Here is a 25,361-nt window from a genome sequence, read left to right as displayed (position 1 = left end):
GAGGTTGAGCCAGTCGAGCGTGGCGGCGGCGGACTGGGCGCCGTCGAGCGCTGGCGAGGTCACCAGCACGAGCGAGTTGGCCAGGTCCAGCACGCCCGCCATGGCGGAGTGCATCAGTCCGGTGCCGCAGTCGGTGAGGATGACGTTGTAGTGGTGCTGCAGGATGTCGATGGAGCGGCGGTAGTCCAGCTCGGAAAACGCCTCGGAGACGGCGGGGTCGCGCTCGGAGCCGATCACCTCGAGCCGGGAACTGGACTGGTTGGTGTAGGCGCGCACCTGCGGGTAGCGCGAGGTGTCCGGCGCGGCGAGCAGGTCGCGGATGGTCGCCGGGGTAGTCGCCGCGGCGCGCTGGGCGAGCGTGCCCAGGTCCGGGTTGGCGTCGATGGCAATGACGCGGTCGCCGCGGGTCTCGGCGAAGATGCCGCCAAGGGCCACGGTCGTCGTGGTCTTGCCCACGCCGCCCTTGAGGCTCATCACGGCGATGCGGTAGTCACCGCGGAGGGGTGCGCGGATGGCGTCGATAAGCTGCTCGTGCTCGAGCTCCTTGCGCGAGCCGCCGGGGTTGATCCGGCCGCGCGTGGCGGTGTGGACGAGTTTGCGCCAGCCGCGTTTTGGCGGCGCTTTGACGGGATCGACCAGGTTGGAGTGGTCGAGCGCTTGTGGCGGGACGAGCTCGATTGGGCCGTCACTGAGCGTGGTCACAGAAATCCCCCTTGAATTGTTCCCCCTGAACGTGTGGGCACCAAGCCTAAGGCAGCTGGGGGAAGCGTGCAACGCGAATGCGTTTCGGAGGATGTTCCAAGCGAAAAACTTTCCAAAGTTACGGTTGCGTAGGTTATACTCGCATCTACTTATTTCACTATAACTAAGGAGTGACGGTGAGCGCATCCGACGAGAAGGCCTGGATCCAGCAGTACGCGGAGTGGACGGACCCGCACCCTAGACTGGGCAGCGACACCCTGGTCAGCATGTTCAATGCCAACGTGGCCGCCACCCCGCAGCGCGACGCCACGTGGTTCATGGGCAAGGCACTGACGTACGCGCAGCTCAACGAGAAGGTCACCCGGCTGGCCAACGCGCTTGCCGGGCTCGGCGTGCGCCGCGGCGACCGCGTCGCGCTCGCGCTGCCGAACTGCCCGCAGCACGTCGTGGCGCTGACCGCCGTACTACGGCTGGGCGCAACCGTGGTGGAACACAACCCGCTCTACACCGCCTACGAGCTGCGCGACCAGTTCATCGACCACGGGGCGAAGGTGGCCATCGTCTTTGACAAGCAGGCGGACACCTTCACCACACTGACCGAAGACACCCCGCTTGAGACCGTCGTCTCCGTGAACATGATCGACGAGATGCCCTGGGCCACGCGCGCCGCGCTCTCCGTGCCAGTCGGCCCAATCCGAGACAAGCGCGCGCAGCTCACCGGCCCGGCGCCCGGCACGATCGATATGAAGGACCTCCTGGAGGGGCGCGGCGGCGCGCACGTTGCCAGCCGCGGCGGGGTACCGGCCGGCGAGCCGCCGATCAGCGCCGACGACCCGGCGGTGATCCTGTACACCTCAGGCACGACCGGCGCGCCGAAGGGCGTGCCGCTCACCCACCGCAACATCACTTCCGTGCTCACCGCGGGCGTGTCCTGGCTGGAAAACTGGGGCGCGGTAGAGGAAAAGGTGCTGGGCATCCTGCCCATGTTCCACGTCTACGGCCTTACGCTGAACTACGCGCTGCCGCTCACCTGCGGCGCGCAGATGGTGCTGCTGCCGGCGCCCAAGCCGGAGCTGTACCAGAAGGCCATCCTGAAGACGCGGCCCACCGTCCTGCCGGGCGTGCCCACCCTGTACGACCGGATCATCGACTGGGCCGTCGAATCCCACGCGGACCTCTCCTCTATCCACACCTCCATCTCCGGCGCGTCCACCCTCCCGGCCCACACCATCGAACGGTGGGAGCAGGCCACCGGCGGCCGGCTCATCGAGGGCTACGGACTCACGGAGACCTCGCCAATCCTGGCGGGCAACACGCTCGACGGCACCCGTCGCCCCGGCTACATCGGCCTCCCCTTCCCCAACACGGAGATCCGCATTGCCAACCCGGACAACCCGGCGGAGACCGTGCCGGACGGCGAGCCCGGCGAGCTCCTCGCGCGCGGCCCCCAGGTGTTCTCCGGCTACCTCAACAACCCCGAGGCCACCGAGAAGACCTTCTACCTGGACTGGTTCCGCACCGGCGACATGGCCGTGATGGAGCCGGACGGGTGGATCAAGCTGGTCGCGCGCATCAAGGAGCTCATTATCACCGGCGGCTTCAACGTCTACCCCGACGAGGTCGAACAGGCGATCCGGCAGCACCCGGACGTCACCGACATCGCCGCGGTAGGCCGGCCCCGCGCGGACGGATCCGAGGACGTCGTCGCCTGCGTCACCCTGCGCGACGGCGCGGCGCTCGACCCGGAGGGGCTGAAAACCTTCGCGCGCGAGCGCCTCACCCGGTACAAGGTGCCGCGCACCTTCTACCACTTCGAGGAGTTGGACCGGGACCAGACCGGCAAGATCCGCCGACGGGACGTGCAGCGCACGCTCATCCGGATGCTGGAAGAGGACGGCGCATAACGGAACATTACGGGCAGCAACGAGGCGCAGAAGTTCACAGAAGCCCCACATTCTCCCGTTACGGTAGAGAAAGCTACGGAAGCGTAAGGTGTGGGGCATGTCTTCCACAGTGCATACCTCCGCCGCCAACAACTCCGGTTCCGCCTTTGACCCGAACCAGGAAAAGCCCTGGCTGCAGTACTACCCGGAGTGGACCGACCACTCCCTGGAATACGGCACCACCACCCTGCCGGAGATGTACCAGCAGAACCTGGAGAAAAACGCGAACAAGCCGGCGGCCACCTTCTTCGGCCGCACGCTCACCTTCGCGGAGCTGGACCGCGACGTCCGCCGCGCCGCCGCCGGGCTCAAAGCCTTCGGCGTGCGCGAGGGCGACCGCGTGGCCATCATGCTGCCCAACTGCCCGCAGCACATCGTCGCCTTCTACGCGGTGCAGCTGCTTGGCGCGGTCGTCGTCGAGCACAACCCGCTCTACACCGCCAACGAGCTGCGCCCGCAGTTCGCCGACCACGGCGCGCGCATCGCCATCGTGTGGGACAAGACCGCGGACACGCTGGAGAAGCTTCGCCCGGACACGCCGCTGGAGACGGTGATCAGCGTGGACATGACGCGCGCGATGCCGCGCAAGACGCGCCTGGCGCTGCGCATCCCACTGCCCAAGGTGCGCGAGGCGCGCGCACAGCTCACCGGTCCGTGCACCAACACCGTCCCCTTCGAGGCGCTCACCGGCTCCGCCATCGGCGGCGAGGGCGCGGACATTGACATCCCGGAGGCGCTCACCCCGGACTCGCCGGCCGTGATCCTGTACACCTCCGGCACCACCGGCGCGCCGAAGGGCGCGGTGCTCTCGCACAAAAACCTGCACGCAAACCCGGTGCAGGGCCGCGCCTGGGTCAAGGAACTGCAGGAGCCGGGCCAGCGCATGCTGGCCACCCTCCCCTTCTTCCACGCCTACGGCCTCACCTTCTCCCTCACCCTCATGATGCTGGTGGGCAGCGAGCTTAACCTGCTGCCGGCGCCGAAGATGAACCTGATCATGAACGCCCTGAAGAAGCGCCCGCCGACATTCATTCCGGGCGTGCCCACCGTCTTCGAGCGCATTGTGAAGACGGCCCGCGAAAAGCACGTCGACATGTCCAAGGTGCAGGTCGGCTTCTCCGGCGCGTCCTCGCTGCCCGTCGAGGTCATCGAGGAATGGGAGTCGCTCACCGGCGGCCACCTGGTCGAGGGCTACGGGCTCACCGAAACCTCCCCGATCATCGTGGGCAACCCGCGCACCGAGGACCGCCGCCCGGGCTACATCGGCATCCCGTTCCCGGATACGCAGATCCGCATCGCCAACGAGGACAACCTTGACGAGGACATGCCCTTCGGCGAGCCGGGCGAGATCCTGGTGAAGGGCCCGCAGGTCTTCGGCGGCTACTTCAACAACGAGGAAGCCACCGAGAAGGCCTTCCACAACGGCTGGTTCCGCACCGGCGACATGGGCGTGATGGAGGAAGACGGCTTTATCAAGCTGGTCTCGCGCATCAAGGAGCTCATCATCACCGGCGGCTTTAACGTCTACCCCGCCGAGGTCGAGGAAGTCATGCGCAAGCACCGCGACGTGATCGACGTGGCGGTGGTGGGCCGCCCCCGCGAGGACGGCTCCGAGGACGTCGTCGCCTGCGTCACGCTGCGCGACGGCGCAGCGCTCGACCCGGAGGGGCTCAAGGACTTCGCCCGCGAGAACCTCACCCGCTACAAGGTGCCGCGCACCTTCTACCACTTTGAGGAGCTTGCGCGCGATCAGATGGGCAAGATCCGCCGCCGCGAGGTACGCGACGACCTGCTCAACATGCTCAGCTAAGCGGTGGGAGCCCGACCCACACAGGCTCGGGCACCAGCGCCACGCCAAAGCGCTTCTCGACGCCACGCTGCACCCGCCGAGCCAACTCCGCAATATCATCCGCGCTCGCCCGGCCACGGTTCGTGAGGGCCAGCGTGTGCTTCGTGGACAAGCGGGCCGGCGCCTCCTCGCCCGGGAAACCGCGCGGGAACCCGGCGCGCTCGATGAGCCAGGCCGCCGACAGCTTCTCCTTGCCGTCCGGCTGCGGGAAGCGCGGCATGCCGTCTTCGCCGACCTCGCGCTCGATCGTGTCCGCAACCGACGGGTCCACGACGGGGTTGGTGAAGAAGGAACCGGCCGACCACGTGTCATGGTCCGCGGGGTCGAGCACCATGCCCTTCTTCCGGCGCGTGGCCAGCACGGAGGCGCGCGCCTGCGCCAGCGGGACCTGCTCGCCGCCCAGGTGGCGCAGCGGGGCGGAGAGCTCGCGGCGCTCCAGCTCGATCTCCAGCTCCAAGACCACCGCGCGGTGCGTGAACTTAAGGTTGGAATACCGGTAGGCCAGCTCCAGGTTGCTCGCGGGCACCCACTCGTCGGTGTTTGTCTCGCGGTTCCACAGGCGCACGCGGGTGAGCACCTCGGCGATCTCCGCTCCGTACGCGCCGACGTTTTGCACCGGGGTGGCGCCCGCGGAGCCCGGGATCCCGGAGAGGGCCTCGATACCGCCCAGGCCGCGCTCGACCGCGTAGGCCACCACGTCGTCCCACACCGTGCCCGCGCCGATGCGCAGGGTGGTGCGGGAGGAGGGGGACGAGGGGGCGTCGACAAGCGTGATGCCCGCGTTTGCCGCGACGACCGCAACGAGGTCCAACTTCCCCTCGGCGACGAGCAGGTTCGAGCCGCCGCCCACGACCAGCAGTGGCGTGCCCGCGGCGTCCAGGCGCGCGACGGTGGCGGCGAGCTCCTCCGCGGTCGTGCAACGGATCAGGTCAGCGGGGGTGCCGCCGACGCGCAGCGTGGTCAGGGAGGCGAAAGATGAATCAGACACCCCACCAACGGTAGTCTGTTGGGCATGACTGCACGAAGTGAAACCACCGTCACCATCAACCAGCCGGCCGAGAAGGTCACCGAGGCCTACGCCACCCAGGCGTACTGGGAGTTCATCGCGGAGAAGCTCTCCCCGGAGCCGGGCCAGCTGCACGAGTTCACCGGTGACACCGCCACCCTGTTTGAAGTGCTGCCCAAGTCCATCCTGCCCGAGGCCGCGCAGGCCATGATCAGCCAGGACCTCAAGCTCAAGCGCGTGGTCAACATTGGCAAGCTGGACGGTGCAACCGCCAACCACACCTTCACCGGCGACGTGAAGGGCACCCCGGTCGACTTCTCCGGCGAGATCACCATGACCGGCGAGGGCGACATCACCACCCTGGCCTACGACAACGAGGCGAAGGTAGACATCCCGTTCATGGGCGCAGCGCTCGAGCCGAAGGTGGCCGAGGCGCTCGAGGAGATCGTGGAAAACGAAGCCAAGCTCACCGAACAGTGGATCGCGGAGAACCTGTAAATCTCCCCGCACCACCACAACCTCAGGGCGCAGGCCGGCCCCGGCAAGCCGTACGGAGTAATCACCCGCGGCACCACCGGGTACAACCGCCTGCGCCGTTGTGATCGCTGGGCCTTTTACAACCCCGCGATCCGCTCCCTGCTGCGCGGCGCGCGGGAGCCGCTCGCGCTGGACGTGGGCTACGGCGCCTCGCACACCACCACCGTCGAGTGGTCCCGCTGGCTGCGGCGCGTCAATCCGTCTACCCAGGTCGTGGGCCTGGAGATCCACCCCGACCGGGTGCTGCCGCCGCGCGACGGCGTGCGCTTCGAGCTCGGCGGTTTCGAGCTCGCCGGCTACCGTCCCCACCTCGTGCGCGCCTTCAACGTGCTGCGCCAATACGACGTCGCCGAGGTGGATGAGGCCTGGCGGACCGTCTGCGAGCGCCTCGCCCTCGGCGGCATGTTCATCGAAGGCACCTGCGACGAGATCGGCCGCCGCGCCACCTGGGTGCTTCTCGACGCCACCGGCCCCCGCTCCCTCACCCTCGCCTGGGACCCCTTCGACGTCGCCGAACCGGGTGACGTGGCCGAGCGCCTGCCCAAGGCCCTCATCCACCGCAACGTCCCTGGGGAGAAGATCCACGCGCTGCTTGCCGACGCCAACACGGCCTACGCCCACGCCGCCCCCTTCGACCCGTACGGGCCCCGCGTGCGCTGGCGCGAGGCCCGCAAAGAACTCGTGTCCAAGGGGTGGCCCATCCACCCGGTGCGGCGACCCCTGCGCGACAACGTGCTCACCGTGGACTGGGCGGCGGTGGACCCTGCCGTAGACTAGGCCGCATGAAAACAGCGTGGAAAGTCATCGTTGGCATCCTTGCCGCACTGCTTGTCCTGCTCCTTATCGCCGAGGGCGGGATCCGCATGTTCATGGCAAACCAGATCACCTCGGAGTTCAACAAGAACGCCGAGACCTCGTCCGCCCAGGGCGGCGGTGACGACGCGGAGCCCGACGTCTCCTTCGGCCCGCAACCGGTAATCTTCGGCCTGGTGTCTGGCAAGCTGCCCCACATCGACCTGGACACCCCCTCCACCCTGGTGGTCAACGGCGACCAGGTGACCGGCGACCCCGCCTCGCACATCGTCATGGACAACATCCGCTACGACTCCGGCGACCCCGTCGCCGAGTCCTTCCGCGTAGACACCGAGCTCACCAATGACCTCATCCGTGCGATGCTCAACCAGCAGCTGCACCAGCAGATGGGCGAGGACTCCTTCCTCAGCGGCCTGATCAACGTCTCCGACGTGAACACCGACCCCGACGCCGGCACCGTCCACATCGAGTTCACCGGCGGGGTGGCCGCGCTGGACCTCAAGCCCATCACCGAGCAGGGCCAGATGCGCTTCGAGGCCACCGGCACCCAGCTGTTCGGCATGGACCTGCCCGAGGAGGCCGCGAGCGCGCTGAGCGACGCCATGAGCCAGGGCATGGAGGAGCAGAGTGCAGGCAGCATGAACATTCAGGAGTTCAGCGTCGTGCCCGGCGGCGTGCGCGTCACCATGACCGGCGAAAACGTGAACTTTGCGGAGATGCAGAACGCGCAGGGCCAGTACGGCGCCGCGGCCTAGTCCGACTGTGCTCCGGAGCGGGCGAAGACCCGGGCCGCGCCGGCTTCCAGCCACGTGATCGCGGCCTCCTCGCCCGGATCGGCGCCGTAGACGGCGACGTCGACAGGCGTGTCGGGCACCCCGGCGGCGGCCGGGACAGCTAGGCAGGACGCGCCGAGCTGCTCCGCGACCCGCAGCGCGGTATCCGTCGCGCCTGCGGGGCAGACGATGCCCACTGGGACGGTGAGTGACTGGTGGACCGCGATGGCGTCGGCAAGCGCGGCGCCCTGCGCGGCATCGGGGTCGAGCGCGAGCCAGATCTCGTCGGCGCCTGACTCGGCCGCCAGGCGCGCCTCCGCCGCCTTGATCACGCTGTGGTGGCGGCCGGTGGGCCAGCCCACGACGGCGATGGCGGGAAGACTGCGGCGAAGCACCTGTGGGATCTGGGTCGGCTCGACGACAAGGCCCGCGCTCCCCCGGTCGTCCGGGGCAGCAAACGGGCCACCGGCCAGGAACGTGCCCCGGCGGGTGGCCAGCCACTCGTAGTCGTTCATGCGCCGCTAGTACCCGTAGTTGCCGCGCAGAATGTTATCCAGCTGGGGCTTCACGTCCAGCCAGTACACGCCGATCGCCACCGCGCCGAACCACATGATGAACGGCAGGTGGAGCAGGCAGACCAGGGCGGAGCCGCCCAGGATGAGCGCCCACGTGTTCTTGTTCTGCCGGTCCGCCGCGTCAAACGCATCCGCACGGGTGGACAGCGCAAAGTACACCCCGGCGAAGCCCGCGATCGCCACCGCGAAGAAGAAGAGGGCGCTGAGCATCGTCGGGATGCTCATGATGATCGTGACGGTGCTCAGGTTCGCAAGAGTCGGGGTCATACGTTACTTATCCTCGTCGGCGACAATTTCGCCATCGATAATATCGGGGCGCTGGTTCGCGCCGCCAAACTGCTCCTGCACGCGGGCAAACAGGGACTCGAGGCGCTCGCGCACATCATCGAGCACGCTGTCCGCGCCTTGGCCCGTGGCGGTGCCGGCACCGCCACCGCGCAGCTCACCGATCTTCTCGTTGAACAGGCCGCGCGCGTCTTCCACGGCCTTCTGCAGCGAGCCCTTCACGTCGTCGGAGAACTCCAGGTCGCGCTGCTGAAACGCCTTAAACTGCTTCTCTGCCTCAGCGACGAAGTTGGAGGCCGCCGCGCGGATCTCGCCCTCGCTATCGGCCTGGTCCAGGCGCTCGCGGGCACTGGTGGTAGCGGACTTCAGCTTCTCCGGCAGGTCCTCCGTGTACTTGCCGGCGTGCTTGCTGATCATCGCGCCGAGGGAGGAGCCGGCGGCAACGATTGCCTGGCCCGCGTCGCGCAGGTTGGCGCGCAGGTCGCCGGATTCGGAGGGGTTGGATGCGGAGTCGAAGGAATTGTCAGCCATGTCAGAAAACCTTTCAGTGTCTTTCAGTGTCTTGCAGTGTCTTGCTGGGTGGTGGTTGCGTGAGCTAGTAGAAGAGCAGCTGAGACACAGTGTAAATAACCAGCCCGGCGAGTGCACCCACGATCGTGCCGTTGAGGCGGATGAACTGCAGATCCTTGCCCACCATAAGCTCGATCTTGTCCGAGGCCTCCGCCCCGTCCCAGCGCTGGATGGTCTCCGCGATGATGCCCACGATCTGGTCCGCGCCGTTCTCGGCGGCGAAGTGCACCACCTTTTCCAGCTTCTGCTCCGCCGACGCGCGCACCTCCGGGTCGTTCGCCAGCTTCCCGCCCCACTCCGCGGCAGCGTCCGCCACCTTGCGGCGCAGCATGCTCTGCGGGTCGGTGGCGTTGGCCACGATAGTGTCCGCGAGCTGCTCCCACATGCTGCTTGCCGCGGAGGTGACAGCGGTGGAGCCCATCACGTCGCCCTTGAGCGCCTCGACGCGCGTAATCATCTGGCTATCAAACTGCAGGTCCTGCGCGAACTGGGACAGCTGCCGGCGGATGGCGCGGCGCGCCTCGTGGTTCGGGTCGCGGTCCACCTCCGCCATGAACTTCACCAGCTCGGTGTACACCTTCTCCCCCACCAGATCCTTGGCAAACTTCGGTGCCCAGCGGGGCATGCGGTCGTCGATAAGCGTGACGATGCTCTGCTCCATTCCGTCCAGCTTCGCGCGAGACCAGGCGAGGATGTCCTCGACGATGGGCTCCGCTTTGCCGTCGGCGATGAAGCCCTCGAGCGCGCGGCCGACCGGCGGGCCCCACGTGGGCTCGGCGAGTCGGTCGATGAGCTGTGTGTTGATGAACGCCTCTGCGTCGGCAGGATCGATGCCGCGCACGACGCGGACCGTAAAGTCACCGACCTCCTGGCTGACCCGCTCGGCGCTGGCAGGGCGGGTGAGCCACGTGCCGACGCGCTGCGGCAGGTTCGCCTCCATCACCTTCTGCGTGATGGTGCGGGCGTTGAGGAAGTTCTCGCTGACGAACTCGCTGAGCGCGTCGGCGACCTGGTCCTTTTTGTTGGGGATAATCGCCGTGTGCGGGATCGGCAGGCCCATGGGATAGCGGAACAGCGCGGTGACGGCGAACCAGTCCGCCAGCCCGCCCACCATGCCGGCTTCCGCCGCGGCACGCACATAGCCCACCCAGGCGGGCGCGCCGTGCGATTGCCACCACGAGCAGGACAGGAAGATCACCGCCATGAGCCCGAGCAGGCTCGTGACAAAAATCTTGTGATTCCGGAGGATCCGCCGCCGCTCCACCTCGTTCGAGGGCGCGGGCATCATCGCGTGCTGAGACATACCTTGATTATGGCAGCCCGGCCCCGCGCAGTTCGAGTTGCTTAGCGACGCCCCCGTGCACCAAAAATCCCCCGCCCGCGGGAAAATTCCGCAGTCGGGGGAATTGGCGCAGGGCGTGCGGCGCTAGTTCACGCGGCCGGTGGCCTTGCTGTACGCCTTGTAGTCCTTGCGGCCTACGGCGATCAGGATCGCGCCGAGGATCAGGGTCGCGGCGACGACGATCAGGCCGAGGATGAGCAGGATCTGGCTGTAGTCATTCTCCTGTGCGCCGAAGCCGGCGATCATGGCGGAGCCGCCCCAGACGGCGAAGCCGAAGCCGGAGAGGGACGCCAGGATCAGGGCCATCGCGATCCAGGTGGAGAATCGGTTCAGCGAGGAGTGCGGAGCGCCCAGGGAAACCGGGTCGTAGCCCTCGATGTAGGTGTCCGCGAGTGCCGACTTGTACGTCGGGAAAGACTCGCTGCTGATGTCTGCAACTGCGTGCTCGGAAGCCATGATGACTCTTTTCTCTCGTCCTGCTTCAAATACTCGGTAGATAGTATACGGCGGCCTAGTCGTCGCCACCACGGAAGGCTGCACGTGCGCGCTCGGCGTTGATTGCACCGACCGCGTCCAGCGGGATACCCGCCGGGCAGACGTCCGCGCACTCGCCGTAGAGCGAGCAGTGGCCGAAGTTGGTCTCCAGCTCGTCGACCATGTTGCGGGCGCGGCGGCCGCGCTCCTGCTTGCCCAGCGGCAGCAGCTTCAGGTGCTTGAGCTTCGCGCCGGTGAACAGGTGTGCAGCACCGTTCGGGCAGGCGGCGACGCAGGCGCCGCAGCCGATGCAGGCCGCGTAGTCCAGCGCGGTCTCCGCGTCGTGGTGGTTCACGGCGAGGGTGTCGGCGTCCGGTGCGGTACCGGCGTTGATGGAGACGTAGCCACCCTGCTGCATCACGCGGTCCAGCGCGGAGCGGTCCACGGCGAGGTCCTTGATCACCGGGAACGCGCCGGAGCGGAACGGCTCAATCTTCAGGGTGTCGCCGTCCTTGTAGTTGTACAGGCGCTGCAGGCAGGCGGTGGTGTTGGTGTCCGCGCCGTGCGGGCGACCGTTCACGTTCAGGCCACAGGTGCCGCAGATGCCCTCGCGGCAGTCGGAGGCGAAGACGAACGGCTCCTTGCCTTCCTCGACCAGGTTGTTGTTCACGTGGTCAAGGAGCTCCAGGATGGACATCTGCTCGACGGCGTCGTCCACCTGGACGGTCTCGAAGTGCCCTTCAGTGTCGGGTCCGGCCTGACGCCAGATCTCAAGTGTCAGTTTCATTACTTGTAGTTCCTTGTCATCAGCGGGATCGAATCAAAGTACAGGGGTTCTGCGTGGCGGATGAACTCGCCCTCGCCGGCCGGCTCCCACGCGGAGACGAAGCACCAGTTCTCGTCGTCTCGCTCTGCCTCGCCATCCTCGGTGAGGTGGTCCATGCGGTAGTGCGCACCGCAGGACTCGTCGCGGTCCAGGGCGTCGATGCACATCAGCTCGCCGAGGTTGATGTAGTCGGCCAGGCGCAGTGCGGCCTCGAGGGTCTGGTTCATCTCGTTCGGGGAACCCGGGATGGAGATGTTGGCACGGAAATCGTCGCGAAGCGCGCGGATCTTCTGGATGCCTTCCTTCAGACCCTCGACCGTGCGGGAGACGCCGCAGTGCTCGTAGAGGATGTCGCCGAGCTGCTCGTGGTAGTACTCCGGGCCGTGCGGTTCGGTACCGTTAACGGACATGATCTGCTCGATGGTGTCCTTGGCGCGGTTGACAGCCTCGGTGACCTCCGGCGCGTCCTCCGGCAGCACTTCCTCGCCGAGGTGGTTGGCCAGGTAGTTCGGCACGGTGAACGGGAGGGTGAACCAGCCGTCAACGGACGCGGAGAGCAGCGAGTTCGCACCCAGGCGGTTCGCACCGTGGTAGGTCCAGGAGCACTCGCCGGCGGCGAAGAGGCCGTCGATGGAGGTCATCTCGTTGAAGTCGGTCCACAGGCCGCCCATGGTGAAGTGGACGGTCGGGGCGATGCGCATCGGGACCTTGTACGGGTCATCGCCGATGGAATCCTCGTACATCTCGAACAGGTTGGAGTAGCGCTCGCGGATGGTGTCCTCGCCGAGACGCTCGATGGCGTCGGTGAAGTCCAGGTACGCGGAGTTGTGCAGCGGGCCAACGCCGTAGCCGGCGTTGAGCTGCTGGGAGATGGCGCGGGAGGCCACGTCGCGCGGCACCAGGTTGCCAAACGCCGGGTAGCGGCGCTCGAGGAAGTAGTCGCGCTCCTCCTCCGGGATGTCCTTCGGGTCGCGGTCGTCGCCCTTTTCCTTCGGGGTCCAGATGCGGCCGTCGTTACGCAGCGACTCGGACATCAGCGTCGTCTTTGCCTGCCACTTCGCGTTGACCGGGAGGCCCGTCGGGTGGAACTGGATGAATGCCGGGGAGGCGAGGTACGCGCCGCGCTCGTACGCGCGCATCATGGCGGAGGAGTTGGAGTTCTTGGCCAGCGTCGTCTTGTGGTAGACGTTGCCGTAACCGCCGGTGGCCAGGATCACGGCGTGGCCGGTGAACGGCACGATCTCGCCGGTGATCAGGTTGCGGGTGACAATGCCCTCGCAGTGCTTCTTGCCATCCTTTTCCGTGATGACCAGGTCCATCAGGTCGTTGTGGGTAAAGATCTCCACGTTGCCCAGGTGGATCTGGCGCTGCAGCGCCGACGCGGTGGACAGCTGCAGCTGCTGGCCCGTTTGGCCACGGGTGTAGTAGGTGCGGGAGACCTGCACGCCGCCGAAAGAGCGGGTGGCCAGGGTACCGCCGTACTCGCGGGCGAACGGGGCGCCGATGGCGTTCATGTGATCGATGACGCGGACGGACTCGATAGCCAGGCGCCAGCAGTCGGACTCGCGGCAGCGGTAGTCGCCGCCCTTGACGGTGTCCTTGGTGTGGCGGTACGCGCTGTCGTTGTCCACCTTCTTGCCGCGGGCGGAGTTCACGCCACCCTGCGCGGCGATGGAGTGCGCACGGCGCGGTGCGTCGTGGTAGGTGAAGGCCTTCACGTTGTAGCCCAGCTCGCCCAGCGCCGCGGCGGCAGCGCCGCCGGACAGGCCGGTGCCCACCACGAGGACGGTGAACTTGCGGCGGTTCAGCGGGGAGACCAGGTTCATGTGGTCCTTCTGGTAGCCCCACATGTCCTTCATGCGGACCTCGTCGCGGTTGGGCTCCGCCGCGTCCAGAATGTGCCCCGGGGTCACGCCGGGAGCGGCGGACTCGGGCTGGCGGAAGCCGCCGGACGTCTCCTGGCCGGCAGCACCCTGGGCGCCCACTGCGCCGGTAGCGGCAGTGTCGGCTGCGCCGCCCTGAGCACCCTTATTGGGGTTGTATGCGGTAGTCATAGTGTGTTTCTCCTCTATCAGCCGTTACCGGGAAAAGTCGGGGACGAATCCGCACGCGATGGCAATCGGCATCACAACGTTGCCGATGACCACGATGAACGGGAGGACGTACGCCAGCAGGACCATCAGGCCGCGGCCGCGCTCGCCGAGCCAACCGAGGTCGGAGACAGCGAGGTAGATGCCGTGGGTCAGGTGCATCAGCAGCGCGAGGTTGGCCACGACGTAGATCAGGGTGACCCACCAGCGGCCCGGCGCGAAGGTGGCGAGCATGTTGTTGCGCACCTCGCCGTGGACGAACTGGTTCGAGGCGACGACCTGGCCCGTGGTCAGATCCAGCAGGTGGAAGATGACGAAGAGCAGCAGGATTACGCCGGTGATGAGCATCCAGCGGGTCGCGGTGGACTGCCAGCCACCCATCAGGCCCGTGCGCTTGAACTTGCCGCGCGACTGGGACGAGCGCGCCTTCAGCGTGAACGCACCCCAGACGTGCAGCACCAGGCAGACGAGCAGCACGATGCGGGCGATCCAGAGGAAGCCCTCGTGCGGGAGCAGCGGCTCGCCGATCTCGCGCAGGAAGCGGCCGTATTCATCAATCGGCGCTTGCCCGTTGGCGTGGAGCGGCATAAAGATCTTCAGGTTGCCCACCATGTGGCCGAGCACAAAAAGACCGAAAATGAGGCCGGTGACGGCCATGGTCAGCTTCAAAGCCCACGTTGGGTAGGACGGCCGCTCGCGCAGCGGCTTTTCAGTGATTTTACCGTGACGAATGGCTTCACGGTCTGCGTTTTGTACAGTCATGGCACCTCCAGTGTCGCTACTACTGTAGGCAACCTTTGGGCACCCCACCTATTTATTCGCGCCACTTCCGCGCTCCCACACCCCCTCCCACCTCGAATAATGGGAATACCTTTCTCGCTTGACCCCCAGAGCGCGCCCGCTCCCAGCAACTTTCAACGTTCCCAGCCCACCCTACGGTAATTTGTGACCTTGCACACTCTCGCCACATTTTGTTCATGATCCCCCTGCCCGCACCCCTTAATGTGTCAACCTTTCGTTGGTAAGTTTACCCTTAGTTTCAACGTGAGGTTGAGCTGTCGCTTCTCGACGCCCCGCTGCACGCAAAAAGCGCCCCGGCGAACCGGGGCGCTGCAGTTGCGTCGACGCAGCCGTCGACAAGCAATGGCTCAGAGGTTGATCATGTGGCCTTCGATGCCGTGCGCGATCTCCTTGATCACCTCCGGCAGAGTCGGGTGGATGTGGATGGAGCGCGCGATCTCGCCTGCGGTGAGGTCGAAGCGCTGCGCCAGCACGACCTCCGGTATGAGCTCGGAGACGTTTGCGCCGACGAGGTGGCAGCCCAAGATCTCGCCGAACTCGGCGTCGGCGATGAGCTTGCCAAAGCCGGCGGTCTCGGCCAGGCCGACAGCCTTGCCGTTCGCGGAGAACGGGAAAGTCGCAACCTTGATCTCGCGGTCCGGCCACTTCTCCTTCGCCTGCTCCTCGGTGTACCCCATGGACGCGACCTGCGGGTTACAGAAGGTCGCGCGCGGGGTCATCATGTAGTCCTCGATCTCCAGGGTCTCCGCGTCCGCGATCGTCTCCGCGGCGATGATGCCCTGAGCCTCCGCGACGTGGGCGAGCTGCAGCTTCGCGGTGACGTCGCCGATGGCGTAGATGTGCTCGACGTTGGTGCGCATGCGATCGTCGATAGCAATGGCGCCACGCTCGGTCAGCTCGACACCCGTGTTCTCCAGGCCGTAGCCCTCGGTGCGCGGGGCGAAGCCGACGGAGATCATCACGCGGTCCACGGTGAGCGTCTCAGTCTTGTCGGTGCCATTCTTCTGAATGTCCACCTCGACCTCGGAGCCGTTGTCGCGCACGGCGGTGGTGGCGTGGCCGGTCAGCAGCTTCACGCCGAGTTTCTTGTACTTCTTCGCAATCTCCTTGGACACGTCCTTGTCCTCGTTGGGCAGGACGCGGTCCATGTACTCCACAACCGTCACGTCGACGCCGTAGTTGGACAGCACGTAGGCGAACTCCATGCCGATCGCGCCGGCGCCCACGATGACCATCTTCTTCGGGGCCTCGGGGTTGAGGATCTGCTCCTCGTAGGAGACAACGTTCTCGGACAGCTCAATGCCCGGGAGCGTGCGCACGACGGAGCCTGTGGCGATAATGCAGTCGTCGAAGGTGACGGTCGTGCCCTTGTCGTCGCCCTCGGTGATCTCGATCGTGTTCGCGTCGGTGAAGGAACCAAGGCCGTTAATCTCGGCGATCTTGTTCTTCTTCATCAGGTAGTGCACGCCACCGACGATCTTCTTAGAGACCTGGCGGGAGCGCTTGTGGGCGTCCGAGTAATCGAACTCCACGTCACCCTTAATGCCGAACGTCTTGGCATCGTGGTTGAAAATCTCTGCAACCTCAGCGTTCTTAATTAACGCCTTGGACGGGATGCAGCCCACGTTGAGGCAGACACCGCCCCAGTACTGCTTCTCTACAACTGCAACCTTCTTACCCAGCTGAGCTGCACGGATGGCGGCAACGTACCCACCGGGGCCCGCGCCGAGGACAACAACGTCAAAATGTTCTTTACTCACGCCACACAGGATACGTGCATTCCCCAACTTTGGGTATGCATTCCCCCACATCGCGCTTCCGCGAGTGCCGTACAGCGCCCGAATGTGGGTACCGAACACCCCGAAACACCCTGTACTCCGGTTTCGCTCCTGTAACATTACGGCGATCTGGCAATATATACGGAAGCAACGACGAGCCCTCCCGTTTGTTTACACCGTTTACACAGCTAACTAGGAAAGCGAGCCACCGTGAAGTTCACGCGCCCCGCACTCGCCGCCGTCGCCGCAGTTGCCATCGCCGCAGCCGCGGTCCCGGCAGGTATCCACCTCAGCGCCGACAGCGAGGAAGGCACCCAGCCCGCGCAGATCGCCGCCGCACAATCCACCACCTCCGCGACCGTGCCGGAGACGACGGAATCCACCGCATCTTCTGAGCCGGCAGAGACCACTGAGTCTTCTGAGTCGTCTGCGTCCTCTGCGCCGAGCGAGCCAACTTCGGACGCCGAGGACTCCGACAGCGAGCTCACCGACGCCAACGGCGGCGGCGCTTCCAACCCGACCGGGGACGAGGGCGAGGTCGGCGCGCTTATCGACGATGTCCTGTCCGGCCCCGAAACCGACCCCGACAAGCTGAACAACATGCAGGAGGAGCGCGCTACTTCCGCCGGTACCGTCAAGCCGCTCACCCGCTCCCTGCCCGCCGCCACCGGCGGCACGCAGGAATGGGTGGACAAGATCAAGCTTTTCGACGGTGGCGAGGCCGTCGAGGTCTACTCCCCCTCCATGGAGCGCGACATCCCGGTCGCGATCATCCGCGCGACCGACGACCAGGGCAACTACATCAAAGACGCGCCGACCTACTACCTGCTCAACGGCGCCGGCGGCTCCGAGCAGGACACGGACTGGATCGCCCAGGCCGGCGGCACCCTCGACCGCACCCTGGGCCACGAGCCCGTCAACGTGGTCATCCCGATGGAGGGCGCCTTCTCCTACTACGTGGACTGGCTCACCGAGCCGGACAAGAACCGTTACATGAACGGCAAGCAGCTGTGGTCCACCTTCCTGGCCAAGGAACTGCCGCAGGCAATCGAGCCGTACATGGACACCACCAACGACCGCCGCGCGGTCTCCGGTTTCTCCATGTCCGCCACCTCCTCGCTCCTGCTCGCTGAGCACAACCCGGGCTTCTACAAGGCGGTCGGCTCCTTCTCCGGCTGCGCCGCGACCTCCCGCCCGCTCCCTTGGTTCTTCGTCGGCCTGACGGTGAACCGCGGCGGCGGCCTGACCCCGGATGAGCTGTGGGGCCCGATGGGCTCCGAGTACAACCGCTACAACGACGCGCTCGTCATGGCGGAGTACCTCAAGGGCACTGACCTGTACATTTCTAGCGGCACCGGCCTGGTCAGCGAGACCGACACCATCGGCTACCTGAAGAACCAGCGCAACCTGGAATCCAGCCGCGCCTTTTCTAACCACCTCACCCTCCTGGTCGAGGGCGGCGTGATCGAGGGCGCGATGAACGCCTGCACCCACGACCTGCGCGCCAAGCTGGACGCCAAGGGCATCCCGGCGCACTACAACTTCCGCGCCACCGGCACCCACTCCTGGCCGTCCTGGCTGGAGGACATGCGCGAGTCCTGGGCAACCGTGATCCGCCCGGCGCTGCTCCCGGACGAGCCGGAGACCACGACCGAGAAGGACACCCCGGCGGCCCCCGAGAAGCCGACCGGGACCGACGCACCGGAAGCACCGGCCCTGCCGACGCTCCCAACCGAGCCGACTGAAACGACCACTGCCGCCGAGCCTTCCGAGTCCGCCGCCGCCACCGCGACGGATGAGGCAACGGAAACCACGGAAACCACTGAAACCACTGAAACCACAGCGCCGACGGAGACCACCGCGGCCGACGCCAACTAGTCACCCGCCGGAAACGCCTTGAGGGCTGGCTTGCACCGGGTGCAAGCCAGCCCTCAAACTATTGGGCCACAAACGTGCGGCTTAGAACAGCCCCAGACCGTAGGCGATGGTGGAGGAGGTCGACGAGCCAAAGTTGAGAATCTGGCCGAGCGCCTCGTTGATCTGGACCTGGATGGTTTCCAATCCGTTCATGTGAAAAACCTCGTTTTCTGTCACCGCTGTTACAAACTGTGCGGCCTATTGTCGCACACTGTAACCTCAATTGCCCCATGAGTAACGTAAGATGAGCACTCGGCAATATCTGAAACAGTGGGCACTCCCGCTTCTCTCTGTTACTCCCAAGACAACCTGGAAAAGGAATGCAGGACTGATGAACTTGAAGGGAGCCGTGGTTGCCGCGGCGTCGACAATCGCTCTGGCCTGCGGTATGACCCCGGCGGCGGACGCCGCCACCGTCACCGCCGCCCAGGTCGCGGGGCAGACCCCGGTGGGCACTGTGAAGGCGTGGGACGCGCGGTCCAACCCGCCGCTGGCGCTGAACACCAACCGCCCGCAGTCGTGGACCCAGCAGGTAGACCACAAGAACGTGCTGTCGTACCAGGTGTACTCGCCTTCCATGCGGCGTGGCATCCCGGTCGCGGTGATCCCGGCAACCAATTCCGCCGGGCAGCGCGTGCCCAACGCACCGATCATTTACCTGCTCAACGGCGCAGGGGGCGCGGAGCAGGATCAGGATTGGCTGAAGTCCTTTACCAGCCGCGAGTTCTTTGCAGGCAAGGGCGTCAACGTGGTCATCCCGCAGGCGGGCGCGTTCTCGTACTACACCGACTGGGTAGACCAAAACCCGCAGGGGCGCTACGTCCGCGGGCCGCAGAAGTGGGAGACGTTCCTCACCCAGGAGCTGCCCGGCCCGATGGAGCGCACGCTCAACGCGGACAACCGCCGCGCCATCGTCGGCTTCTCAATGTCCGGCACGAGCGCGCTCGTGCTGCCGGAGCACCGCCCTGGCTTTTACGACGCCGCCGCCTCGTTCTCCGGCTGCGCCGCCACCGCCTCCCCGCACGGATACAACTACGGGCGCGTGACCGTCAACCGCGCGGCGAACATCCCGAACTTCCAGGAGATCACCCCGGAGCAAATGTGGGGCCCGATGGGCAGCCCGAACAATGTGTGGAACGACGGGCTGGCCAACGCCGAGCGCCTGCGCGGCACCAAGCTCTACATCTCCTCCTCCACCGGCCTGGCTGGCCGGAAGGACCAGGTCAGCTACCTGGTGGGCGAGGCCGGCGTGCCGGAGATCGCGGCGGGTGTCGCCGCCACCACGTTGCAGGTCGAGGGTGGCGCGATCGAGGCCGCCATCAACCAGTGCAACCACGACCTGCGCGCAAAGCTCGACGGGCTGAACATCCCGGCGCACTACGAGTTCCGCAACGCTGGCACGCACTCCTGGGGATACTGGCAGGACGACATCCAGCAGGCATGGTTCACCACCATCGCCCCTGCGTTTGGGATGTAGATGCACCCGCAGAGCAAGCAGAGCAATCAGCCCCGCAGCAGAGCGATCGACCCGGCGCTGCTCGACCAGATCACCGGAGATGAGGCGCTGGCGTGGGCCAACGCGTGGTCCGCCGACACCGAGGCCTCGCTGACCGCGCTCGGCAGCCCGCTCGCCGAGGAGGCTGCGCGCCTCCGCAGCGACATCCGCGCCGCCCTGGACACCGACGCGCGCATCCCCTACGTGCTGCGCCGCGGCGATTTCCTCTACAACTTCTGGCGCGACGCCTCGCGCCCCCGCGGCGTGTGGCGCCGCACCACCTTGCCCGAGTTCCTGGCTCCGGAAACGGAGTGGGAGGAACTGGTGAGCGTGGATACGCTTGCCCGCGCAGAGGGTGAGGACTGGGTGTGGAAGGGCGCGACCGTGCTGCCGCTGACGCAGGACCGGGCGCTGCTGCGCTTGTCACGCGGCGGCGCCGACGCGGTGACCATCCGCGAGTTTGACCTGCACACCCGCGCCTTTGTCGCCGACGGTTTCCGCATCGACGAGGCCAAGACCGATGTGAGCTGGGTCGACCGCGACACGCTCCTGGTGGGCACGGACCTGGGCGAGGACTCGCTCACCCACTCCGGCTACCCCGCGCAGGTTCGCCGCTGGCACCGCGGCACGCCGCTCGCGCAGGCGGAGGAGATCTTCCGCGGCGAGGCGAGCGACGTCGCCGTCGGCGCCTCTTACGACCCCACTCCCGGCTACGAGCGCACCGTGATCACCCGCGCCCTGGATTTCTACACGTCCCGGACCTGGGTCGACGGCCACGAACTGGGCCTGCCGCTGGACTGCAGCGCGGTGCCCTACAAGCAGTGGCTGTTCATCATCCCGCGCACCGACTACCAGCCGGAGGGCGCAACGATCCCGGCCGGCGCGCTCGCCGTCACCGACCTGGAGCGCTTCCTCGCGGGCGAGCGCGACTTCCGCGTCCTGTCCGACTTGTCCGACTCAGGCGCGGTTGAAGACCTCTCGCTGACCGCCAACTACGCCTTCGTCACCACGCTCGACAACGTGTCCACCCGCATCGAGCGCATCACCCTCGGCACCTGGGAGCGCACCGACGTCCCGCTCCCGCCGGCCTCGGCCGCGCACATCGTGGCCACCAGCCCGCTCGACGGCGATGAGGTATGGCTCAACACCTCCAGCTTCACCACTCCGAGCACGCTTTCGCTTCTCGACGCCACCGCGCCCGATCACCCCAACGCGGTCAAACACGCCCCCGCCCTCTTTGACCTTTCGGACACCGCAGGGCTGGAAACCCGCCAGCACTGGGCGACCTCCGCCGACGGCACCCGGATCCCCTACTACATCACCGGCGACTTCTCGCGCGGCCCGCGCCCGACGCTGGTGGGCGGCTACGGCGGCTTCGAGGTCTCGCTTACGCCGTCGTTTTCCAACGTGCGCGGCATCGCCTGGCTGTCCAAGGGCAACTTCTACGTACAGCCCAACCTGCGCGGCGGCGGCGAGTTCGGCCCCAGCTGGCACTCGCAGGCGGTGAAGGCGAACCGCCACAAGGTGTGGGAGGACCACCGCGCGGTGCTGGAAGACATCGTCGCTCGCGGCTACGCCACGCCCGAGCGCATTGCCATCCGCGGCGGCTCGAACGGCGGGCTGCTCACCTCCGGTGCACTCACCCAGTACCCGGACCGCTTCGGCGCCGCCGTGGTGCAGGTCCCGCTCACGGACATGCTGCGCTACCACACGCTCTCCGCCGGGGCGTCGTGGATGGCGGAGTACGGGGACCCGGACGACCCTGCCGAGCGCGCCTTCATTGAGACGTGGTCGCCGCTGCACAACGTGGCCAGCGCCCCCGCCTACCCGCCGGCCCTGGTGACCACGTCCACCCGCGACGACCGCGTCCACCCCGCCCACGCGCGCACCTTCGCGCTCGCGCTGTGGGAAGCCGGCCAGCCGGTCGACTACTTTGAAAACACCGCCGGCGGGCACGCGGGCGCGGCCGACAACGAGCAGGTGGCGCGCGTGGAGGCCATGATCTACACCTGGCTGGAACGCCAGATCGGCGACACAGCAACGGCGGAGCGCACGCAGTGAAGAACCTGACGCTGGCCACCATCTTCGCGGCCATCAGCGGCTTCGTCGTGCTCTGGGTCGCCGCCCGCGCCCTGGACCCGGAGACGGGCTACCGGCACTTCGCCGCGTTCTGGAGCGTCTTCTTCGCGGGCGCCGGGCTTGTCGACGGCATCACGCACGAAACCACCCGCGCCGTCGCCTCCGCCGCCGAGACCGGCAAGCGCGGCGCGGCTAACCCGTGGCGCATCGGCGCCCGGCTCGCGGCGGTGGTCCTCGTCGTCGTGGCGGTCGGCGGCGCCCTGCTCATGGGCACCGTCGTACCGCAGTCCCCGGGCACCGCCACCGCCCTGCTCACCATCGGCCTGATCAGCTACGTGTTCCAGGCGGTACTGGCGGGCGTCCTGTCCGGCTCACACCTGTGGGGCCGCTACGCCGCCCTCTTCGCCCTGGACTCGGGCGTGCGCCTGGTCCTCGCCGTGGTGGCATGGGCCGCCGGGTGGGGCCTGCCGGTCTTCCTGCTCATCACCGTGATCGGCGCGGCGAGCTGGCTCACCCTGCTGCGCCGGGAGCACCTGCAGGTGCCGGTGGACGTGGACAGCGGCCTGTTCGTACGCCGCATGGTGACCGCCATGGTGGCCTCCGGGGCGTCGGCGGCGCTAATCACCGGCTTCCCCGCCGTGATCAACGCGGCGTTTCCCGGCGCGCCGGTGGCGGCGGTGATCAACGCCGTGATCCTCACCAGGGCGCCCGTGCTCGTGCCGCTGCAGCGCTTCCAGTCGGCCCTGGTGGTCCGGTTTGTGGAGCACCGCGACCGGATCTACACGGCGCTGGCCATGCCAATTGGCGCGGTCCTGGGGCTCGGCGCGGTGGGGTTCGTCGCCGCGTGGGCGGTCGGCCCGCTCATCCTGCGCATCGCGTTCTCGCCGGAGTACGCGATGGGCGGGGTGTCGCTCGGCGTGCTCACCTTCGCGTCCGCGTTCATGGGCGCGCTCATGATCACCGGTGTTGCGGTGCTCGCCCTGGAGCGCCACGGCTGGTACGTCGCCGGGTGGCTCACGGCCACGGCGGTGGCGTTTGGGATTTTGTTCGCGGCGCCGGTGGGTGCTGAGGGTGGGGGCACGGTGGCGTCGATAAGCATTGCCCTCTTCGCAGGCCCCCTGGCCGGCGCGCTGGTGCATGTGGCGGGGCTGCGGCGCGCGCTAAGGTAGTTCCCTATGGGAACAATGCTGGTCACCGGCGGTGCCGGGTTCATCGGGTCCAACTTCGTGCGCATGGCGCTCAGCAGGGTGGACAAGATTGTGGTGCTGGACAAGCTCACCTACGCGGGCAATCGGGACAGCCTCGCCGGGTGCGACGTGGAGCTCGTGCTTGGCGACGTCGCCGACGCCCCGCTGGTCAACCGCCTCGTCGCACGCGCCGATACCGTGGTGCACTTCGCCGCGGAATCGCACAACGACAACTCGCTGCGCGACCCCTCGGCGTTCATCCAAACCAACCTGGTGGGCACGTACACGCTGCTCGAGGCGGTGCGCGAGCACGGCGCGCGGCTGCACCACATCTCCACCGACGAGGTCTTCGGCGACCTCGCCCTCGGCGGCACGGACGCCTTCACTGAGACAACGCCGTACAACCCGTCCTCGCCCTACTCGGCGACGAAGGCGGGTTCGGACCACCTGGTGCGCGCGTGGGTCCGCTCCTTTGGCATCCCGGCGACCATCTCCAACTGCTCCAACAATTACGGCCCCTACCAGCACGTGGAGAAGTTCATCCCCCGGCAGATCACCAATCTGTTGCGCGGCGAGCCCGCGAAGCTGTACGGATCGGGCGCGCAGGTGCGCGACTGGATCCACGTGGACGACCACAACGACGCGGTGCTCACCATCCTGGAGCGCGGCGAGCTGGGCCAGACCTACAACATCGGGGCCGGCGGCGCGCACGTGACCAACAAGCAAGTCATCGAGGACATCTGCGCGCTGATGGGCGGCACCTACGAGCACGTCGCGGACCGCCCCGGCCACGACCAGCGCTACACCATGGACGCGACGAAGCTGCGCCGCGAGCTGGGCTGGCAGCCGCGCTACACGGACCTGCGCGCGGGCCTGGAGCAGACGATTGCCTGGTACCGCGACCACGAGTCGTGGTGGGCCGCGGGCAAGGACGCGGTGGAGGCGGGCTACGCGGCGCGCGGCCAGTAGGCAGCCCCTAGACTGGCGTGCATGTGTGAGACCCCGATTCAAGGCCTGCAGGTTGAACGGCTGACCGTCCACAAGGACAATCGCGGCTGGTTCAAGGAGAACTGGGCGGGCCAGGCGCTCGTGCCCGCGCAGCAGAACGTGAGCTTTAACGCCCGGCGCGGCGCCACCCGCGGGATGCACGCCGAGCCGTGGGACAAGTGGATCTCGGTGGCCTCGGGCCGCGTCTACGCCGCGTGGGTGGACATGCGCAAGGGCTCGCTCACCTACGGCAAAACGTTCGGGTTGGAGATCACTCCGGACATCGCGGTGTTCGTCCCGCGCGGCGTGGCCAACGGCTTCCAGGCGCTCGAGGACGCCACGACCTACATATACCTGGTCAATCAGCGCTACAACCCGGACGGAGCATACGCGTTTTGCTCGTACAAGGAGGTCGAGTGGCCGCTCGAGCCCACCGAGCTTTCGGAGGCAGACACGAAGCACCCGATGCTTGCCGACGCCACGCCAGTCCCACCCCGCAAAATCCTCGTCACCGGCGCGAACGGCCAGCTGGGCCGGGCGCTCAGGCAGGTGTACGGCGAGGATGAGGCCGACTTTTTCACCCACGACGAGTTCGACCTCACCGACATGCCAGACCTGGACTTCTCCCAGTACTGGGCCGTGATCAACTGCGCCGCGTACAACGACGTCAACGGCGCCGAGGACGACCGCGCCACCGCCTGGGCGGTCAACGCTGAGGCGCCGGCACAGTTGGCGCGGATAAGCAATGCCCACGATCTGACGCTGGTGCACGTGTCCAGCGACTACATCTTCGACGGCACCCGCGAGGTCCACGACGAGGCGGAGACCCCCTCCCCGCTGTCGGCCTACGGGGCGTCGAAGGCCGCGGGCGATACTGCGGCGCAGGTGGCGCGCAAGCACTACGTGGTGCGCACCGCCTGGGTCTTCGGCGACGGCAACAACTTCATGTCCACGATGGCAGGTCTTGCCGCGCGCGGGGTGGAGCCGAAGGTGATCATGGACCAGCGCGGCCGCCCCACGTACGCCGAGGACCTGGCCAAGGGCATCGCGCACCTGCTTCGCACCCGGGCCGAGTACGGGGTGTACAACCTGACCTCGGACGGGGACGCGGTGGGCCGCGACGAGATCGCCATGGCCGTGTTCATTGGCGTCGGCCACGGCCCCTCCGAGGTACACCCGGTGACCACGGCGCAGTACGCCGAGCTCAACGGACCGGAGGCGCGCCGTCCGGCGGAGTCCACGCTAAGCCTGGACAAGATCAAGGCGACCGGATTCACGCCAACCAATTGGCGAGCAGCACTCGCCCTGCACCTTGCGATGCAGTAGGTTTAG

Annotated in this window: 21 protein-coding genes and 1 pseudogene; 11 read left to right on the top strand and 11 right to left on the bottom strand. The window is 67.0% G+C overall.

All coding sequences use genetic code 11. The features are described from left to right. Positions 1 to 78: 78 nt before the first annotated feature. Positions 79 to 474: pseudogene (locus tag EAW56_RS12915) on the bottom strand (MinD/ParA family ATP-binding protein); the annotation flags it as partial. Positions 475 to 878: 404 nt separating this feature from the next. Between EAW56_RS12915 and EAW56_RS00225 the strand changes: the two are divergent. Together EAW56_RS00225 and EAW56_RS00220 are read left to right on the top strand one after the other, a co-directional pair. Further along, complete coding sequence (locus EAW56_RS00225; protein ID WP_122084616.1) at positions 879 to 2,606, top strand: long-chain-fatty-acid--CoA ligase; 1,728 nt, start codon at positions 879 to 881, stop codon at positions 2,604 to 2,606. A gap of 97 nt (positions 2,607 to 2,703) precedes the next feature. Further along, the gene (locus EAW56_RS00220; protein WP_122084614.1) at positions 2,704 to 4,455 is read left to right on the top strand and encodes a long-chain-fatty-acid--CoA ligase; all 1,752 of its coding nucleotides are present in this window, start codon (positions 2,704 to 2,706) and stop codon (positions 4,453 to 4,455) included. Here the strand turns inward: EAW56_RS00220 and EAW56_RS00215 are convergent. Beyond that, positions 4,448 to 5,545 (bottom strand): UDP-N-acetylmuramate dehydrogenase, encoded by a 1,098-nt coding sequence (locus EAW56_RS00215; protein ID WP_122084768.1) that lies wholly within the window; start codon positions 5,543 to 5,545, stop codon positions 4,448 to 4,450. The genes EAW56_RS00220 and EAW56_RS00215 overlap by 8 nt on opposite strands. Between EAW56_RS00215 and EAW56_RS00210 the strand changes: the two genes are divergently transcribed. Genes EAW56_RS00210 through EAW56_RS00200 form a run of 3 tightly spaced genes read left to right on the top strand, consistent with a single transcriptional unit; the run spans position 5,507 to position 7,605 of the window. Next, on the top strand, positions 5,507 to 5,998 hold the full coding sequence (locus tag EAW56_RS00210) for a DUF2505 domain-containing protein (RefSeq protein ID WP_122084770.1): 492 nt from the start codon (positions 5,507 to 5,509) through the stop codon (positions 5,996 to 5,998). The genes EAW56_RS00215 and EAW56_RS00210 overlap by 39 nt on opposite strands. Beyond that, positions 5,999 to 6,814, top strand: coding sequence for a class I SAM-dependent methyltransferase (locus EAW56_RS00205; RefSeq protein WP_122084613.1), 816 nt, complete (start codon positions 5,999 to 6,001; stop codon positions 6,812 to 6,814). Positions 6,815 to 6,819: 5 nt separating this feature from the next. Beyond that, on the top strand, positions 6,820 to 7,605 hold the full coding sequence (locus EAW56_RS00200; protein ID WP_122084611.1) for an LmeA family phospholipid-binding protein: 786 nt from the start codon (positions 6,820 to 6,822) through the stop codon (positions 7,603 to 7,605). Here EAW56_RS00200 and EAW56_RS00195 read toward each other — a convergent pair. The 9 genes from EAW56_RS00195 to lpdA all read right to left on the bottom strand — a co-directional run bounded on the left by EAW56_RS00195 (position 7,602) and on the right by lpdA (position 16,397). Further along, positions 7,602 to 8,138 (bottom strand): hypothetical protein, encoded by a 537-nt coding sequence (locus EAW56_RS00195; RefSeq protein ID WP_122084609.1) that lies wholly within the window; start codon positions 8,136 to 8,138, stop codon positions 7,602 to 7,604. The genes EAW56_RS00200 and EAW56_RS00195 overlap by 4 nt on opposite strands. Before the next feature lie 6 nt (positions 8,139 to 8,144). Then, positions 8,145 to 8,465 carry a DUF2516 family protein gene (locus EAW56_RS00190; RefSeq protein ID WP_233125689.1) on the bottom strand — a complete coding sequence of 107 codons (321 nt, stop codon included), beginning with the start codon at positions 8,463 to 8,465 and terminating at the stop codon, positions 8,145 to 8,147. A 3-nt stretch (positions 8,466 to 8,468) separates the two neighbouring features. After that, positions 8,469 to 9,014: a CGLAU_01105 family protein gene (locus tag EAW56_RS00185; protein ID WP_095535211.1), complete on the bottom strand. Its 546-nt coding sequence runs from the start codon at positions 9,012 to 9,014 to the stop codon at positions 8,469 to 8,471. 64 nt (positions 9,015 to 9,078) lie between these two features. After that, positions 9,079 to 10,356 (bottom strand): DUF445 domain-containing protein, encoded by a 1,278-nt coding sequence (locus tag EAW56_RS00180; RefSeq protein WP_122084608.1) that lies wholly within the window; start codon positions 10,354 to 10,356, stop codon positions 9,079 to 9,081. A gap of 123 nt (positions 10,357 to 10,479) precedes the next feature. Continuing rightward, a complete protein-coding gene (locus tag EAW56_RS00175; protein WP_095275155.1) occupies positions 10,480 to 10,851 on the bottom strand; it encodes a hypothetical protein in 372 nt (123 codons plus the stop codon). A gap of 55 nt (positions 10,852 to 10,906) precedes the next feature. Beyond that, positions 10,907 to 11,656 (bottom strand): succinate dehydrogenase/fumarate reductase iron-sulfur subunit, encoded by a 750-nt coding sequence (locus EAW56_RS00170; protein ID WP_095535209.1) that lies wholly within the window; start codon positions 11,654 to 11,656, stop codon positions 10,907 to 10,909. Then, positions 11,656 to 13,749, bottom strand: coding sequence for a fumarate reductase/succinate dehydrogenase flavoprotein subunit (locus EAW56_RS00165; RefSeq protein WP_122084606.1), 2,094 nt, complete (start codon positions 13,747 to 13,749; stop codon positions 11,656 to 11,658). The genes EAW56_RS00170 and EAW56_RS00165 overlap by 1 nt, the downstream gene beginning before the upstream one ends. A 24-nt stretch (positions 13,750 to 13,773) precedes the next feature. Continuing rightward, positions 13,774 to 14,547 carry a succinate dehydrogenase cytochrome b subunit gene (locus tag EAW56_RS00160; RefSeq protein ID WP_122084604.1) on the bottom strand — a complete coding sequence of 258 codons (774 nt, stop codon included), beginning with the start codon at positions 14,545 to 14,547 and terminating at the stop codon, positions 13,774 to 13,776. A 386-nt stretch (positions 14,548 to 14,933) separates the two neighbouring features. After that, positions 14,934 to 16,397 (bottom strand): dihydrolipoyl dehydrogenase, encoded by a 1,464-nt coding sequence (gene lpdA / locus EAW56_RS00155; protein WP_122084603.1) that lies wholly within the window; start codon positions 16,395 to 16,397, stop codon positions 14,934 to 14,936. 177 nt (positions 16,398 to 16,574) lie between these two features. Between lpdA and EAW56_RS00150 the strand changes: the two genes are divergently transcribed. From EAW56_RS00150 to EAW56_RS00125, 6 genes are all read left to right on the top strand, one after another. Further along, positions 16,575 to 18,242 (top strand): alpha/beta hydrolase, encoded by a 1,668-nt coding sequence (locus tag EAW56_RS00150; protein ID WP_239215553.1) that lies wholly within the window; start codon positions 16,575 to 16,577, stop codon positions 18,240 to 18,242. Between the two features lie 370 nt (positions 18,243 to 18,612). Further along, complete coding sequence (locus EAW56_RS00145) at positions 18,613 to 19,758, top strand: alpha/beta hydrolase (protein ID WP_122084601.1); 1,146 nt, start codon at positions 18,613 to 18,615, stop codon at positions 19,756 to 19,758. Continuing rightward, entirely contained in the window at positions 19,759 to 21,837 is a 2,079-nt protein-coding gene (locus EAW56_RS00140; RefSeq protein WP_122084600.1) for a prolyl oligopeptidase family serine peptidase, read from the top strand. It abuts the gene before it with no gap. Next, positions 21,834 to 23,024, top strand: coding sequence for a polysaccharide biosynthesis protein (locus EAW56_RS00135; protein WP_122084598.1), 1,191 nt, complete (start codon positions 21,834 to 21,836; stop codon positions 23,022 to 23,024). The genes EAW56_RS00140 and EAW56_RS00135 overlap by 4 nt, the downstream gene beginning before the upstream one ends. A 6-nt stretch (positions 23,025 to 23,030) precedes the next feature. After that, positions 23,031 to 24,011, top strand: a complete 981-nt coding sequence (rfbB, locus tag EAW56_RS00130; protein WP_122084597.1) for a dTDP-glucose 4,6-dehydratase — start codon at positions 23,031 to 23,033, stop codon at positions 24,009 to 24,011. A gap of 21 nt (positions 24,012 to 24,032) precedes the next feature. Further along, positions 24,033 to 25,355 carry a sugar nucleotide-binding protein gene (locus tag EAW56_RS00125; RefSeq protein ID WP_122084595.1) on the top strand — a complete coding sequence of 441 codons (1,323 nt, stop codon included), beginning with the start codon at positions 24,033 to 24,035 and terminating at the stop codon, positions 25,353 to 25,355. Positions 25,356 to 25,361: the final 6 nt, after the last annotated feature.

The organism is Corynebacterium gottingense, assembly GCF_003693265.1.
GTDB lineage: Bacteria > Actinomycetota > Actinomycetes > Mycobacteriales > Mycobacteriaceae > Corynebacterium > Corynebacterium gottingense.
This window is presented reverse-complemented; position numbering and strand designations above follow the sequence as displayed.